A 16,530-nucleotide genomic window follows, 5' to 3' on the forward strand; every position below is an offset into this window, starting at 1 on the left:
TTCGAGGCCGACGAAAGGCGATGGTGACCAAGACAATTCACTCCCGACCACCATCGCCTCTTCGTGCGTGAACTAGGCCGAGAGCGTCGAAAGGCTCCCGGTCTCGTCGCCCGCACTGCTTGCCGTGCTGAGCTTCTCGATCACGGTCAGAATGGTCGCCACTCCGGTGACGATGGAAGCGATCTCAGCAGATCCCACGATTGTCCTCCCTCAATGTGTGATTCGTGCCCGCGATGTGGACACAGCACGAACGTACTGCCCGCGTTGCGAGTGGTCACGGCCTTGACAAGCGCGGTTACTCAGCAGTAGCGACAAACGTCCGTCGACGACACGGAGCAACTTCGGACGTCCAATGCCGCTGCGCCGCAAGCCAATACGCCACTTAATGCGACCGCACCCGACACAACCGAGCAGCAGTACCGCACAAATCGCAGTGAGGGGGATCACCTCGCCGCACGGCGAACACGAACCTCAGGCCACCCCGGCCGACGCGCCCGTCGGCCGCCGTTCACCTCCCTGACACCTTCCCGCCGTCGGCTCGCAGGAATGGGCACCGAATTCGCGTGTTGTCGGCCACATTTCGTCGACAGCGACGGCGTGACGCTCGACACGGTCAACTCACGGGCGCCAACTGCGGCCGCTTCGCGGTGCGTCCCGCACCGGAGGACGTGCCCCGCACACGGCGCCCGAGCCATGGACCGAGGAAGCGGACGACCCATTCCACGTCCCCGCGCACGCGGTCCCCGAATCGCACGGACGGCAGCGGTCCCAGATCCTCCTGCCACGACAGGTCGGAACCCGGCAGGGCGAGGGCGCTGGCAGCGGCCGCAGCGAGGCGCTCGTGCCCGTCCGCGTTCAGGTGCAGACGATCCCAGCTCCACAGTCGCGGGTCCGTCGACACCGAATACGCCTCGAGATCGACCAACGCGACCCCCTGCCGGTCGGCGGCGGCGCGGATCTCGGCGTTGAGCGCGACGATGCGACCCCTGATCGCGGACCCGCCGGGCATTCCCGCACCGAGCGTCGGGAACGCCATGGTCAGCACCCGCGCACCGGAGGCGGTCAGCGCCTCGAATGCGATCTCCAGTTCACCCGCGACCGTCACCGGGTCGAACTTCGGGCGCAGCAGGTCGTTCACGCCCGCGACGACGGAGGCGAGGTCCGGTTCGAGCGCGAGTGCGGGCGCGAGTTGTTCCATCCTGACCTGCGCGGCGAGCCTGCCGCGGATCGCCAGGTTCGCGTACCGCACCTCGGGGTCGACGACGGCGAGCCGTTCGGCGAGCCGGTCGGCCCAGCCGCGGTAGCCGGCGGCGTCGTCGCCGTCGTTCAGGCCCTCGCTCTGACTGTCGCCGATCGCGACATACCTGGTGAACACCTGACATACCTCCCGGAGTGCCGAATTCACTATTAAAGAAATTGACTATAGCGGGTGCGGGCTCGTGCTCTCACACGATCCCTCATGTCGGTACCGGCGGTATTGACGTAGACTAAGTTACCGACCGGTAGCGAACGCGCACGGCTCGCTACGAGGGCAAATACAGGCCTCACCGCCGCAAGGGCAACGGTGACGGTGAGCATCTCCCCCCACCAGGAGGAAACAGCGTGTCTCCATCCACTTCGCAGGGTCGCGGCGTCGTCTTCGTCGACGGCATCCGCACTCCGTTCGGCAGGGCCGGCGCCAAGGGCATCTATGCCGAGACCCGCGCCGACGACCTGGTCGTCAAGGCGATCCGTGAACTGCTGCGCCGCAACCCGCAGCTGCCGCCCGAGCGCGTCGACGAGGTGGCTGTCGCCGCCACCACGCAGACCGGCGACCAGGGCCTGACCATCGGCCGCACCGCTGCCATCCTCGCGGGCCTGCCCGAGACGGTTCCCGGCTTCGCGATCGACCGCATGTGTGCGGGCGCGATGACGGCGGTCACCACCACCGCCTCCGGCATCGGCTTCGGCCAGTACGACGTCGTCATCGCGGGCGGCGTCGAGCACATGGGCAGGCACCCGATGGGCGAGGGCGCCGACCCGAACCCCCGCTTCCTCGCCGACAAGCTCGTCGACCCGTCCGCCCTGGTCATGGGCAACACCGCCGAGAACCTGCACGACCGGTTCCCGGCGATCACCAAGGACCGCACCGACGCCTACGCGATCGCGTCGCAGAACAAGTACGAAGCCGCTCGCAAGGCCGGATACATCTCCGAGATGCTCGCGCCGGTCGCCACCCGCTCCGCCACCGGTTGGGGCCTGGCCACCGAGGACGAGCCGCCGCGCCCCGGCACCACGCTCGAAGACCTGGGCAAGCTCAAGACCCCGTTCCGTCCCGCGGGCCGGATCACCGCGGGCAACGCGGCCGGTCTCAACGACGGCGCCACCGCCGCGATCCTCGCCGGTGAAGACACCGCCGCCGAACTCGGCCTGCCGGTCGGGATGCGGATGGTCGGATTCGCCTACCAGGGCGTCGACCCCGCCGTGATGGGCATCGGACCCGTCCCCGCGACGGAGAAGCTCCTCGCCCGCACCGGCCTGAAGATCGAGGACATCGGACTGTTCGAGATCAACGAGGCGTTCGCCGTGCAGGTGCTCGCGTTCCTCGACCACTTCGGCATCGCCGACGACGACCCGCGCGTCAACCAGTGGGGCGGTGCCATCGCGTGCGGCCACCCCCTCGCCTCCTCCGGGGTCCGCCTGATGACGCAGCTCTCGCGTCAGTTCGCGCAGAACCCCGACGTCCGATACGGCCTGACCACCATGTGCATCGGCCTCGGCATGGGCGGCACCGTCATCTGGGAAAACCCCAACCACGCTGATTACCAGGCCGGAGGCAAGTAGATGAGTGACATTGCAAGCGCTTTCGCCGACGAGGTCGTGACGAACGCCTACACGAAGCTCGTCGCGGTGCCCGGCATCGACGGCCCGGTCGCGCTGATCACCCTCGACAACGGGTTCGATCACACCAAGCCGAACTCGTTCGGCCCGGCCGGCCTGCTCGCGTTCGACGCCGCCCTCGACGTCGCGTTCGACGCGAACCCGGCCGCAATCGCCGTCACCGGCAAGCCGTTCATCTTCGCCGCGGGCGCCGACCTCAAGGGCGTCCCGTCGATCACCTCGCGCGAGCAGGGCGTCGAGCTCGGCCGCCTGGGCCACAAGGTGTTCCGCCGCCTGCGCGATTCGTCCGTGCCCACCTTCGCGTTCGTCAACGGCCTCGCGCTCGGCGGCGGCCTCGAGGTCGGCCTGCACTGCCACTACCGCACCTATGCGGACAACGTGCCTGCCCTCGGCCTGCCCGAGGCGATGCTCGGTCTGGTCCCCGGCTGGGGTGGAACGCAGTTGCTGCCCAACATCGTCGGGCCGGCGAACGCGGTGACGATCGCGGTGGAGAATCCCCTCAACAACGGCAAGGTCATCGGCGCCGCGCAGGCCGCGAAGCTCGGTCTGGCCGACGCCGTCCTCGGCTCCGCCGACTTCCTCGAGCAGTCACTCTCCTGGGCGGCCAAGGTGCTCGCAGGTGAGATCGTCCCTGCCCGCCCGGAGATCGACCGCGGCGCAGGCTGGGACGAGGCCATCGCCCGTGCCACCGCGCTCGTCGCAGGCAAGACCAAGAACAACGCGCTCGGCGCCGTGCGCACCGTCGCGCTGCTCGACGCCGCCCGCGCGGTCGACCTCACCGACACCGCGACCCTCGACGCAGGGTTCGCGGCCGAGGACGAGGCCCTCGCAGACCTGCTGATGTCCAACGAGCTGCGGGCAGGCCTGTACGCGTTCGACCTGGTGAACAAGCGCGCGAAGCGCCCCGCCGGAGCCCCCGACAAGTCCCTCGCTCGCAAGATCACGGGCGTCGGCATCGTCGGAGCCGGCCTGATGGCCAGCCAGCTCGCGATGCTGTTCGTCAAACAGCTCAAGGTGCCGGTGATCCTCACCGACATCGACCAGGAGCGCATCGACAAGGGCGTCGGATACGTCCACGCCGAGATCGACAAGCTTCAGGGCAAGGGCCGGCTGTCCCCGGACGCCGCGAACCGCCTCAAGGCGCTGGTGACCGGTTCCCTCGACAAGGCCGCGTTCGCGAAGACCGACTTCGTCATCGAAGCCGTCTTCGAGAACATGGACGTCAAGAAGAAGGTGTTCGCGGAACTCGAGGAGCACATCTCCCCCGAGACCGTTCTGGCCACCAACACCTCCTCGCTGTCCATCACCGAGATGGCCTCCGAACTCGCGCACCCCGAGCGCGTGGTGGGCTTCCACTTCTTCAACCCGGTCGCCGTGCTTCCTCTGCTCGAGATCATCAAGGGCGAGAAGACCGACGATGCCACTCTCGCAACGGCTTTCGCCACCGCGAAGTCGCTGCGTAAGTCCGCGGTGCTGTGTGGCGACAAGGCCGGGTTCGTCTTCAACCGGCTCGTGACCCGCACCCTCGGCGAGGTCATGGCCGCCGTCGACGAGGGCACCCCGTTCGAGGTCGCCGACAACGCGATCGCCGAGCTCGGCATGCCGATGAGCCCGTTCACGCTGCTCGCTCTGGTCGGCCCCGCCGTCGCACTGCACACCGGCGAGACCCTGCAGGCGTCGTACCCGGACCGGTTCAAGTCCTCCCCCGGGCTCGAGGCCCTCGTCGAGGCCCGCAAGCCCGGCGTGTGGACCTATGGGCCCGAGGGCCAGGTCGTCGACCCGGAGGTGGCCGCACTGTGGCCGCAGGGTGACAAGCCGTCCACCGCCGACGAGGTCCTCGAGCGCACCCGCCGTGCATTCGCCGAGGAAATCGCCATCATGCTCGACGAGGGCGTCGTCGTGGCGGCCGAGGACATCGACCTCTGCCTGATCCTCGGTGGCGGTTTCGGATTCTGGAACGGCGGCATCACCCCGTACCTGGATCGCACCGGAACCTCCGAGGCCGTCAACGGCAAGCGGTTCCTGGCACCGGGTGTTGCCAGCGTCTAACCAACCCGCACCACACACGGGCGCGGCACGGGATGATCCCGCGCCGCGCCCGTTTCGTCGGAGGGGAATCATCCCCGCGCGATACGCCACTGACCAGGCAATATAGACCCGACACGCGCGACACCGGGGCGACGCAGATGACGTGGGACACGCGTCGCGCGGTAAAGTGCACGGGCCCGTGACCCGCGGCTGTGCATTGGCCGCACCGAACGAAAGGCCCGAGCACGATGCGATTACGCCTCTGGAGAACTGGGGGGGCTGCCGGCTCTCCCGACCGCACCGGATTGCTCAGACGCGCTGTTCTGGTGTCGATGGCGATCGTGCTACCGCTCGGGGCGTCGGTAGCAGGTCCCGTCGGCACCGCGAACGCGGCGTTCGATCCGAGCGGCTTCGACTTCTGGGTCGACTCCGAGATGGGCCCAATCAAGTCACGCGTCTTCCGCGCGGCCAACGGCAACACCAACCGTGTGGTGTATGCCCTCGACGGCATGCGGGCGCGGGACGACCTCAACGGCTGGGAGATCGAGACCAACGTTGCGCGGGCGTTGACCGCGGCGAACATCAACGTGGTGATGCCGGTCGGCGGCCAGTCCAGCTTCTACCTGGACTGGAACGCACCGAGCACGTTCTTCGGTACGGACGGATCGAGCTCGGGGTCCGCCGGATCGTCCGCCGTCGGCTCGTCGGCCGCCGGGAATGACGTCGCAGGGAAGCGGAACACGTACAAGTGGGAAACGTTCCTGACGCAGCACCTTCCCCGTGAGCTGAAAAACCGACTCGGGTTCCGGTCCACCCGCAACGGCGTCTTCGGGCTCTCGATGGGTGGCAGCGCCGCGCTGGCTCTCGCCGGCTACTACCCGCAGCAGTTCAGTTTCGCGGGCTCGTACTCCGGGTTCCTCAACACCTCGGCTCCCGGGATGCGTGAGGCCCTCCGCGTCGCGATGATCTCGGCGGGCGGTTTCAACATCGACTCGATGGCTCCCCCGTGGGGCCCGCAGTGGCTGCGCATGGACCCGTTCGTGTTCGCACCTCAACTCCGCGACAACAACACGCGACTGTGGATCTCATCCGGCAGCGCGGTACCCGGACAGGGAGACGTGAGCAGCGCACTGGGAATCGTGCAGGCGGTGCCTCTCGAAGCACTGGCACTGGCCAACACGCGGGCGTTCGAGGTCCGGATGGCCACGATCGGCGCGCGGAATGCCCACTACGACTACCCCGCAACGGGTGTGCACAACTGGAAGAACTGGGAGGACCAGGTCAACCGGATGATCCCCGACCTGTCGGCGAACATCGGCTGATCCGACCGAGCACGAAAAAGCCGGTGCCGCGGGACACGTCCCGCGGCACCGGCTTTTTCCGATATGGGGCGATGCGGTTTGCTCCCGATTCGTGATCACGGACCATTCCGGAACGGAGACACCATAGGTTAGCCTCCCCTATGTGAAGCACTCTCTCCTGCGCGCCGGCGTCGCGGCTCTCGCCGTCACGGTCCTGGCCGGTTGCTCGTCCACCTCCGACGACACCGACACCGGAACCCCCTCCGGGGACGGCCATTTCCCCGTCACCATCGAGAACACGTTCGGGTCGACGACCATCGAGTCGCAGCCCGAGCGTCTCGTCACCATGGGCTGGAACGCACAGGACGTGCTGTACGCCCTCGACCTGAAGCCGGTCGGTCAGCCGAAGTACGTGTACGGCGCCGATGCCAACGGCGTGATGCCCTGGGCTCAGCCGTACTTCGACGCGGACACGACCACCCTCTTCGAAGACCCGCAGGCAGGTGAACCGTCCGTCGAATCCATCGCCGCCCTCGCGCCCGACGTGATCCTCGCGCCGTACGAGGGATTCGACGAGGCCTACTACAAGCAGCTCACGGAACTCGCACCGACGGTCGCGTACCCGGGCGGCGCCTGGCAGACGACCTGGCAGGACCAGACGACACTCATCGGGCAGGCCGTCGGCAAGCCCGACGAGGCACGCGCGCTGATCGACGGACTCGGCACCACGCTCGCCGACACCGCCGCCGCGCATCCCGAGTTCGCAGGCAAGACGCTGACAGTGGTCAACCTCGACACCTCGACCGGCCAGGCGAACGTCTACCTCCCCACCGACCCCCGGGTCCAGGTCCTCACCGAGCTCGGATTCGTGAACGCGCCCGGCGTGGAGGCACTCGCCGCCGACAACGAGGCCGGCACCTTCTACAAATCCCTCTCCCTGGAGAACCTGCGCGAGATCGACGCGGACGTCGTCGTCGCCTTCGGCGTCGCGGGAGCCAACGACATGGCATCGAACCCCGCCCTCGCACAGCTGTCCGCGGTCGGCCGCAACTCCGCGGTCGTGCTGACCGACGAGCAGGTCATCGCCGCGCTGAGCAACGTCAACGTGCTGAGCATCCCGTGGGTGCTTCCCACCATCGTCCCCGAGCTGTCCCGGGCCGCCGCGAACGCGAAATGAGCCGACATCACACGGTGTGGGGTGCCGACACCGCCACACCGTGTGATGTCGCGCACACCGGAACGATTCGCAGTAGCGTCATAGTGCTCCGGGTGTGTCGACGCAATGGAGCGTCGGCCCGGAGGCTCTACGGCTGAGAGGCTGGGCGGCCATGGCGACGAGCGACACCTCTTACGGCGGAAGCAGTTCCGGTCCCGCCCACACCCACGCGGGGCATGCGGTGATGATTGCCGCTGCCGCCGCCCTCGGCGGATTCCTGTTCGGCTACGACACCGCGGTCATCAACGGCGCGGTCGGAGCCATCCGCGACAAGTACGACATCGGGGCGGGCGGGACCGGGCTGACGGTCTCGCTCACTCTGCTCGGCGCCGCACTCGGCGCCTGGATCGCGGGCGATCTGGCCGATCGCTTGGGGCGCATCAGGGTCATGCAGCTCGCCGCCGTGCTGTTCGTGATCGGCGCCCTCGGTTCGGCGTTCCCGTTCAGCGTGTACGACCTGACAGCGTGGCGCGTCGTCGGTGGTGTCGCCGTCGGCTTCGCCGCGGTGATCGCACCCGCGTACATCGCGGAGATCTCCCCCGCGTCGATCCGCGGCAGGCTCGGTTCGATGTACCAGTTGGCGATCGTGCTCGGGATCGCGATCTCACAGCTCGTCAACTACGCACTCACCCAGGCCGCGGACGGTGCCCGGGGAGAACTCGCCGGCATCGAGGCGTGGCAGTGGATGCTCGCGCTCGAGGCGATCCCGGCCATCCTGTACCTGCTGATGACCTTCCCGATCCCCGAGTCACCCCGATTCCTGGTCCTGCGGGGCCGCGACGACCAGGCACGTCGGGTACTCGCGGAACTCGAAGGCGGCGACGATGCTCAGGTCACCGCCCGGATCGCGGAGGTCCGCGAATCACTGAAGGAGCACCGGGCCAAGACCACGGTGCGGCAACTGTTCTCGAAACCGCTCGGCGTCGCGCCGCTGGTGTGGATCGGCATCGCGCTCGCCGCACTGCAGCAGTTCGTCGGCATCAACGTCATCTTCTACTACTCGGCAACGCTGTGGGAGGCAGTCGGATTCGGGGAGGACCGGTCCCTCCTGATCAGCGTCGTCAGCGCTCTCGTCAACATCGTCGGAACGTTCGTCGCCATCGCCGTGATCGACCGCATCGGCCGCAGGCCATTGCTCCTGATCGGCTCGGTCGGCATGGCCGTCTCCCTCGCGATCACGTCCGTCTGCTTCAGTTCCGCAGTGGTCACCACCGACGCGGACGGCTACTCGGTCGCGACCCTGACCGGATCCAACGGAACGATCGCCCTGGTCGCCGCCAATACGTTCGTGTTCTTCTTCGCGTTCTCGTGGGGCCCGGTGGTGTGGGTGCTCATCAGCGAGATGTTCCCGAACCGGGTCCGGGCCGCGGCCGTCGGCGTCGCGACTGCCGCCAACTGGGTCGCGAACTTCCTGGTCTCCGCCACGTTCCCGGCGCTGGCCGACTGGAATCTGTCCGCCACCTACGGCGGCTACGCGGTCATGGCGGCCCTGTCGTTCTTCGTGGTCTGGAAGTTCGTCACCGAAACCCGCGGCCGCACACTCGAAGCCGCGGGCTGACCCTCGGAACTCCCGACGCCGGGGTCCGTCAGGGCTTCGGCGTGGCCTCCGGTTCGACGACGGTCGGGGCCGCGGCGTCGTCGTCGGACCGCAGTCCCGCCACCCACCCGGTGATCTGACGAGCCAGATCCTGGGCGGTCAGCCCGACCTCGGCGAGCACCTGGTCCCGCGACGCGTGGTCGAGGAACCGCTGCGGCACACCGACGTCGCGGGCGGGGGTGTCGACATCCGCCGCGCGCAACGCCCCGGACACCGCCGATCCGATACCGCCGTGCACACCGCTGTCCTCGACAGTGACGACCATCGAGAAGTTCCGGCCCAGGTCGACGAGGGCGCCCGCCACCGGCAGCACCCAGCGCGGATCGACGACCGCAGCCGAAATTCCTTGCTGTGCCAGACGTTTCGCCGTCTCCAGCGCAATCCCGGCGAACGACCCGACCGCGACGATCAGCACGTCACCGCTGCGCGCAGCAGGCATCGCGAGCACGTCGACCCCACCGACCCGTTCGAGAGCCGGGATGTCGTCACCGACGGCCCCCTTCGGGAACCGCACCGCCGTCGGGCCGTCGGAGATCGCGAGGGCCTCCCCCAGCTCCTCACGCAGGGTTGCCGCGTCCCGCGGAGCCGCGACCCGCATCCCCGGCACGATACCGAGCAACGAGAAGTCCCACATGCCGTTGTGGCTGGCGCCGTCGGGCCCGGTGACGCCTGCCCGGTCGAGCACCAGGGTCACCGGCTGCCTCAACAGAGCGGCGTCCATCAGCAGCTGGTCGAAGGCGCGATTGAGGAACGTCGAGTACACCGCGACAACCGGGTGGAGCCCACCGAGCGCCAGACCCGCCGCCGACGTGACGGCGTGCTGCTCGGCGATCCCGACATCGAACATGCGGTCGGGGAAACGGTCCCCGAACGCCGCGAGACCGGTCGGCCCCGGCATCGCCGCCGTGATCGCGACGATGTCCTTCCGCTCGGTCGCCCTGTCGATCAGCTCCTGCGAGAACACCGACGTCCAGTCGGCGACCGGGCTGCTCGTCGACCGGCCCGTCCGCGGATCGATCACGCCCGTCGCGTGCATCTGGTCCGCGACGTGGTTCTCGGCGGGCGCGTAGCCCATGCCCTTCCGGGTCACGGCATGCACGATGACCGGTCCGCCGAACGACTTCGCGCGACGCAGCGCCGACTCCATCGCTGCCTGGTCGTGCCCGTCCACGGGCCCCAGGTACTTGATCCCGAGGTCGGTGAACATCACCTGCGGGCTCACCATGTCCTTGATGCCGGCCTTCATGCCGTGCAGCAGCTGGTACGCCGCCCGCCCCACCCACGGCATCTTCTTGACCATGCGACGGCTGTTGTCGAGCACCCGCTCGTAGCCCGGTTGCAGACGCAGTGCGGCGAGGTGGTCGGCGAGGCCGCCGATCGTCGGCGCGTAGGAGCGCCCGTTGTCGTTGACCACGATGACAACGGATCGGTCGCGTCCCGCCGCGATGTTGTTGAGCGCCTCCCAGCACATGCCGCCGGTCAGCGCGCCGTCACCGACGACCGCGACGACGTGCCGGTTCTGGCCGGTCAGCTCGAACGACTTCGCGAGCCCGTCCGCGTAGGACAGTGCCGCCGACGCGTGCGAGGACTCCACCCAGTCGTGCTCGGACTCGGCACGACACGGGTACCCGGACAGCCCGCCCTGCTTGCGGAGGGTGTCGAAGCGGTCCTTGCGGCCGGTCACGATCTTGTGGACGTACGCCTGGTGTCCGGTGTCGAAGAGCACCGGGTCGTGCGGGGACTCGAACACCCGGTGCACGGCGAGCGTCAACTCGACGACACCGAGGTTGGGGCCGAGGTGCCCGCCGGTCGCGGACACCTTCTCCACCAGGAACTCGCGGATCTCGGAGGCGAGTTCGCGCATCTCGGCGAGGGTCAGGCCGTCGAGGTCACCGGGCGACTGAACTCGAGAAAGAACACCCAACGAGATCGCTCCCTCCACAGGACTGCACCACAACACTCCGACCGCGGATCGGCCGATCCCGATCAGTCTACGGAGGCTGCGGGGCGATCAACGCCAGGCGTACCGCCTCGACCCGCCGCCGATGCGCGCTGCCTGCTCCATTATGACCACCCCGGTGAGTCACATCACAGGTCGCGCCGCGCCTCCCGGGATGCAAACCTGGTCGCATGCGCACCGTGGTGGACACGATCATCGGCGAAGTGTTCGAGCGTTGCCGCGGCAACCGTGACGGTGCGCTCGCGGATTACATTCCCGAACTCGCCCAGGTGTCGCCCGACACCTTCTCGCTCTGCGTGGCCACCGCCGACGGGCATGTCTACGAGGTCGGTTCGTCCGACGTCGAGTTCACCATCCAATCGATCTCGAAGCCACTGACGTACGGACTCGCCCTGGCCGATCGCGGGCCCGACCTCGTCGCCACCAAGGTCGACGTCGAACCGTCCGGCGAGCCCTTCAACGAGATCAGCCTCGATCCGGTGACGGAGCGACCCCGCAACCCGATGATCAATGCGGGCGCGATCACCGCCGCATCGCTGATCGCGGGCGCCGACCCGGCCGAGCGGTTCGAGCGGATCCGCAGCTGTTATTCCGCCTATGCCGGGCGGGAGCTGACCGTCGACGAGGAGGTGTACGCCTCGGAGGCCCGTACCGGGCACCGCAACCGGGCGATCGGTCACATGTTGCGTTCGTTCGGCATCATCACGGACGACCCGGAGGACGCCGTCGACCTGTACTTCCGCCAGTGCTCGGTCAATGTCACCTCCCGGGATCTGGCACTGATGGCCGCGACACTCGCCAACAACGGAACCCACCCGCTGACCGGCGAGTGCGCGCTCGCCCCGGAGCACGTCGAGCGGGTGTTGTCGGTGATGACGTCCTGCGGCATGTACGACGCGGCGGGCGACTGGATCGCGCGGGTCGGCCTGCCGGCCAAGAGTGGCGTCGGGGGCGGCGTACTCGCGGTACTGCCCGGCCAGATCGGCATCGCGGTGCACTCCCCCCGCCTCGACGCCCACGGCAACAGCGTCCGCGGCGTGCAGGCGTGCCGGGAACTGTCGACGACCCTCGAACTGCACTTCCTGCACGTCACCCGCGCGGCGCGTTCGGCGATCCGGTCCAGCTACACCGTCACCGAGGCGCCGTCGAGGCAGCGCCGAACCGACGCCGAACGCGCGACGCTCACGCGCCTCGGTGACCGTGCCCGCGTCTACGAACTGCACGGCGACCTGCTGTTCGCGGGAGCCGAGTCCGCGGTCCGCGCCGTCGGCGAGCGCGCCGCCGGGCTCGAGGCCGTCGTCGTCGATCTGCGCCGGGTCGACGAGGTCGGCGACGTCGCGCGGCGGATGTTCACCGAGATGCGCGAGGACCTCGACGGTTCGGGGTGCCCCTGCGCGTTCGTCGACCCCGACGGGCATCTGGGCAACACCGCGTCGAGCGTCGACCCGTCGGGGCGCGGACGCGTGTTCGTCGACCTCGACAGCGCACTGGAATGGGCGGAAACGGTGGTCCTGGACCGGCACTGCGCGACCGGCCGGATCCCGGCGTCCATCGAACTCGGCGACCATCCCCTGCTCGCACACCTCACCGCCGACCAGTTCGCACAGGTGGCGGCCCAACTCGATTTCCGCGAGGTGCCCGGCGGGCACACCGTCGTCCGGCGGGGGGAGGATGCGATCGGCATCGCCCTGATCCTGTCCGGCCGGGTCAGCACCACCGTCACGGGACCGGACGGTTCCATCCACCGGATCACCACCCTCGCACCCGGTATGACCTTCGGCGAGATGCCGACCCTGATCGGGGGAACCTTCCTCGGGGACATCCGAGCCGACACACCGGCCCGCTTCGCGATCCTCTCGCCCGAACACTTCGCGACTCTCAGCCACGCTGCCCCCGGAGTGAAGGTCGCACTCCTCAACCGACTCCTCACCAGCGCATACGCCCAGCTCGACACGGCGATTCGCGGATTCGGCGTCCACGGACCGGTCGTTCCCGGTCTCCCGTCGCCGGTGAAGGTCCGATAAATTCCATTGCCCGATCCGCCCGAATCGGACAGGCTGGTCGTCATGCCAACGGACCTCGCGATCGACACCCAGGGACTCGTCAAACGCTTCGGCAAGACCGTCGCGGTCGACGGCGTCGACCTCGCCGTTCCACGCGGCGGCGTCTACGGCGTTCTCGGCCCCAACGGTGCGGGCAAGACCACGACGATCCGGATGCTCGCCACGCTCCTCGACATCGACGGCGGGTCGGCCCGGGTCCTGGGCCACGACGTGGTCCGAGAATCCGACACCGTGCGGAGCAAGGTCGCGCTGACCGGTCAGTTCGCCTCGCTCGACGAGGACCTCACCGGCACCGAGAACCTCGTGCTGCTCTCGCGCCTGTACGGCTTCTCCCGCGGAGCAGCGCGCTCGCGGTCCGAGCAACTGCTGACCGCGTTCGACCTGACGGACGCCGCGGACCGGCAGGTGAAGAACTTCTCCGGTGGCATGCGACGACGCCTCGACATCGCCGCGTCGATCATCGTCACACCGGAGCTGATCTTCCTCGACGAGCCCACGACCGGCCTCGACCCGCGCAGCCGCAACCAGGTGTGGGAGATCGTGCGCGCACTCGTCGCGGGTGGCACGACCGTGCTGCTCACGACGCAGTACCTCGACGAGGCCGATCAGCTCGCCGACCGTGTCGCTGTGATCGATCACGGTCGCGTCATCGCCGAGGGCACGACCGGCGAATTGAAGGCGTCGGTCGGATCGGGCGCACTGCACGTCCGTGTCGCCGATCCGGCACGACGCGAGGACGCCAGGGTCCTGCTCACCACCGTGCTGGGAGTCGAGGTCACGGCCGAAACCGATCCCGCGGCGCTGACTGCGCGCATCGACGACAGCGAGCGTGTCGCCCGGGCGCTTCCCGCACTGAACGAGGCCGGTATCGCGGTCACCACCTTCGCACTCGGTCAGCCGAGTCTCGACGAGGTCTTCCTCGCCCTGACCGGCAGGCCCGCCGACGATCTCGAGGAGACCACCGCATGACCACGACCACCACCGTCTCCGCCACCTCGCCCGCCGCTGCCGTCGGCGCTGCACTCAGCCTCGACGGCCCGCGGCCGAAGCGGCCGAACGCGGTCGTGTCGTCGCTGTCCTTCGGTTGGCGGGCGCTGCTCAAGATCAAGCACGTCCCCGAGCAGCTCTTCGACGTGACCATGTTCCCGATCATGTTCACCCTCATGTTCACGTACCTGTTCGGCGGCGCACTCGCGGGCTCGACCGAGGCGTACGTGCAGTGGCTGATCCCCGGCATCCTCGTGCAGACGGTCGTGATGATCACGATGTACACGGGTTTGACGCTCAACAAGGACATCGAGAAGGGCGTCTTCGACCGGTTCCGCTCGCTGCCGATCTGGCGGCCCGCTCCGCTCGTCGGGGCACTGCTCGGCGACCTCGTCCGCTACACGATCGCGTCGGTGATCGTGATGGTGCTCGGTCTGATCCTCGGATTCCGGCCCGCGGGCGGATTCGTCGGCGTCGTCGCATCGATCGCCCTGCTGCTGTTCTTCTCGTTCGCGATGTCGTGGATCTGGACGATGTTCGCGATGCTGATGCGTACGGAGCAGGCCGTGATGGGCGTGTCGATGTTCATCCTGTTTCCCCTCACGTTCGCCAGCAACATCTTCGTCGACCCGGCCACGATGCCGGGGTGGTTGCAGGCGTTCGTGGACGTGAATCCGATCAGCCAGCTGGTCACCTGCATGCGCGACCTGATGAGCGGCACCATGCCCACCGGCAGCCTCGGGATCGTGTTCGCGTGGTGTGCCGGGTTCATCGTGATCTTCGGACCGATCACGATGCGGCTGTACAACCGCAAGTCCTGAATGCCACGTGAAAGGCCCGGTCCCGCCATGGGACCGGGCCTTTCACGTGACCGAGAGACCGACAGCTAGACCTTCGCGTACTCCTCGTCCGCGGCAGAGGGCTTGAGGTCGATCGTCGTGCGCAGCGGCTTGTTCGGCAGCAGCGCGACCGCGATTACGGTGATCACGGAGACGGCCGCCGCGATCAGGAAGATCCGGCCGGTCGCATCGCCGTACGACATCCGGATGATCTCGGCCACCGGCTCGGGAAGGGCGTCGAGATTCAGGTTTCCGCCGCCGCCGGGCGTGTGGGAGTCGATGCCCAGTTTCGCGAAACCGGTCGCGGTCAGGTCGGTGACGCGGGTCGCCAACACCGACCCGAGCACCGACACGCCGATCGCGCCACCGAACGTACGGAAGAATGCGACCACACTCGACGCCGCGCCGATGTCGTGGACGCTCACCGTGTTCTGCACGACGAGCACGACGTTCTGCATGAGCATGCCCGTGCCGAGACCCAGGAGCGCGATCATGAGACCGATCAGCGGAATCGCCGTCTCGTGGTCGACGGTCGAGAGCAGCGCGAAGCCGGTGACCTGCAGGGCCGCGCCCACCACCACGAACGCCTTCCACTTGCCGAACTTGGTGATCAGCTGACCCGACCCGACCGAGCCGGCGAACATCCCGAGCACCATGGGGATCGTGAGGAGTCCGGCCTCCGTCGGCGAGAATCCGCGTGCGGTCTGGAAGTACTGGGTCAGGAACGTGGTCGCTCCGAAGAGTCCGATGCCGACCGCGATCGAGGCGACGATGGCGAGGGCCGTCGTCCGCTCGGTGACGATCTTGAGCGGAATGATCGGCGACGTCGCCTTGCTCTCGACGACGACGGTCGCGATCAGCAGCAGCAGGCCGCCACCGACCATGAGTGCGGACTGGGTCGAGATCCAGTCGTAGTAGTCGGCCTTGCCCGCGAACGACACCCACACGAGAAGCACGGACACACCTGCGGTGAGCAGGGTGGCGCCGAGCCAGTCGATCTTGACCCCGTCGACCCGAGTGGTCTCGATGTGCAGGGTCTTCTGCAGCAGGACCAACGCGACCACGGCGAGCGGAACACACACGAAGAAGCACCAACGCCAGCCGAGGCCGTCGGCGATCACGCCACCGAGCACGGGTCCGCCTGCCATCGACACGGCCATGACGGCGCCCATGTAGCCGGAGTACCGGCCACGGTCGCGCGGCGGAATGATGGTGCCGATGATCGCGACGACGAGCGCGGTGAGACCTCCCATACCGACGCCCTGGACGACGCGCGCCCCGAGCAGAACAGGCACGGAGTGGGACAGCCCGGCGATCACGGAGCCGACCACGAAGATCACGATCGCGGACTGGACCAGGACCTTCTTGTTGTAGAGGTCGGAGAGTTTGCCCCAGATCGGCGTCGACGCCGCGGTTGCCAGGAGTGCAGCGGTGATCACCCAGGCGTACTGGGTCTGCGACCCGTTCAGGTCCCCGATGATCGTGGGAAGCGCCGTGGAGACGATGGTCGAGCTGATCAGCGCGGTGAACAGTGCGGCGAGCAGTCCGGCAAGGACCTCGAGGATCTGCCGGTGGTTCATCAACTCCTCCGGCTCGACGTCACCGTCGATGCGCGTGTCTGTCGTGGTCATGCGACACCCCCTTCGTTCTGTGAGATGG

The 16,530-nt window shown here is 68.1% G+C and carries 11 protein-coding genes and 1 pseudogene; 8 read left to right on the top strand and 4 right to left on the bottom strand.

Annotation, left to right across the window (positions count from 1 at the left end; all coding sequences use genetic code 11):
• Positions 1-72 precede the first annotated feature (72 nt).
• Both RHCRD62_RS26640 and RHCRD62_RS17930 read right to left on the bottom strand, forming a co-directional pair.
• Positions 73-198: a hypothetical protein gene (locus RHCRD62_RS26640; RefSeq protein ID WP_301280729.1), complete on the bottom strand. Its 126-nt coding sequence runs from the start codon at positions 196-198 to the stop codon at positions 73-75.
• 415 nt (positions 199-613) lie between these two features.
• A complete protein-coding gene (locus RHCRD62_RS17930) occupies positions 614-1,375 on the bottom strand; it encodes an SGNH/GDSL hydrolase family protein (protein ID WP_050066261.1) in 762 nt (253 codons plus the stop codon).
• A gap of 227 nt (positions 1,376-1,602) precedes the next feature.
• Between RHCRD62_RS17930 and RHCRD62_RS17935 the strand changes: the two genes are divergently transcribed.
• The 5 genes from RHCRD62_RS17935 (at position 1,603) to RHCRD62_RS17955 (ending at position 8,983) form a co-directional block, all read left to right on the top strand.
• Entirely contained in the window at positions 1,603-2,823 is a 1,221-nt protein-coding gene (locus RHCRD62_RS17935; protein WP_050066093.1) for a thiolase family protein, read from the top strand.
• Positions 2,824-4,929, top strand: coding sequence for a 3-hydroxyacyl-CoA dehydrogenase NAD-binding domain-containing protein (locus tag RHCRD62_RS17940; RefSeq protein WP_050066094.1), 2,106 nt, complete (start codon positions 2,824-2,826; stop codon positions 4,927-4,929).
• Positions 4,930-5,240: 311 nt separating this feature from the next.
• Positions 5,241-6,230 carry an alpha/beta hydrolase gene (locus tag RHCRD62_RS17945; protein ID WP_172671091.1) on the top strand — a complete coding sequence of 330 codons (990 nt, stop codon included), beginning with the start codon at positions 5,241-5,243 and terminating at the stop codon, positions 6,228-6,230.
• 193 nt (positions 6,231-6,423) lie between these two features.
• Complete coding sequence (locus RHCRD62_RS17950) at positions 6,424-7,386, top strand: iron-siderophore ABC transporter substrate-binding protein (protein ID WP_253277383.1); 963 nt, start codon at positions 6,424-6,426, stop codon at positions 7,384-7,386.
• A 151-nt stretch (positions 7,387-7,537) separates the two neighbouring features.
• The gene (locus RHCRD62_RS17955) at positions 7,538-8,983 is read left to right on the top strand and encodes a sugar porter family MFS transporter (RefSeq protein ID WP_050066097.1); all 1,446 of its coding nucleotides are present in this window, start codon (positions 7,538-7,540) and stop codon (positions 8,981-8,983) included.
• A gap of 28 nt (positions 8,984-9,011) precedes the next feature.
• Here RHCRD62_RS17955 and dxs read toward each other — a convergent pair whose 3' ends face one another.
• Positions 9,012-10,946 (bottom strand): 1-deoxy-D-xylulose-5-phosphate synthase, encoded by a 1,935-nt coding sequence (gene dxs, locus RHCRD62_RS17960; RefSeq protein ID WP_084734366.1) that lies wholly within the window; start codon positions 10,944-10,946, stop codon positions 9,012-9,014.
• Positions 10,947-11,152: 206 nt separating this feature from the next.
• Here dxs and glsA point away from each other — a divergent pair, with 206 nt between their 5' ends.
• From glsA to RHCRD62_RS17975, 3 genes are read left to right on the top strand one after another with little or no spacing between them, the layout of a single operon-like run.
• Positions 11,153-13,006 (top strand): glutaminase A, encoded by a 1,854-nt coding sequence (gene glsA / locus RHCRD62_RS17965; protein ID WP_050066098.1) that lies wholly within the window; start codon positions 11,153-11,155, stop codon positions 13,004-13,006.
• 42 nt (positions 13,007-13,048) lie between these two features.
• Positions 13,049-14,014 carry an ATP-binding cassette domain-containing protein gene (locus tag RHCRD62_RS17970; RefSeq protein ID WP_050066263.1) on the top strand — a complete coding sequence of 322 codons (966 nt, stop codon included), beginning with the start codon at positions 13,049-13,051 and terminating at the stop codon, positions 14,012-14,014.
• Positions 14,011-14,853: an ABC transporter permease gene (locus RHCRD62_RS17975; protein ID WP_050066099.1), complete on the top strand. Its 843-nt coding sequence runs from the start codon at positions 14,011-14,013 to the stop codon at positions 14,851-14,853. The genes RHCRD62_RS17970 and RHCRD62_RS17975 overlap by 4 nt, the downstream gene beginning before the upstream one ends.
• Here RHCRD62_RS17975 and RHCRD62_RS17980 read toward each other — a convergent pair.
• Positions 14,823-16,451, bottom strand: a pseudogene (locus RHCRD62_RS17980) (MDR family MFS transporter); the annotation flags it as partial. The gene RHCRD62_RS17975 and the pseudogene RHCRD62_RS17980 overlap by 31 nt on opposite strands.
• Positions 16,452-16,530 lie beyond the last annotated feature (79 nt).

This window comes from Rhodococcus sp. RD6.2, from assembly GCF_001040705.1.
Taxonomy (GTDB): Bacteria; Actinomycetota; Actinomycetes; order Mycobacteriales; family Mycobacteriaceae; genus Rhodococcus_G.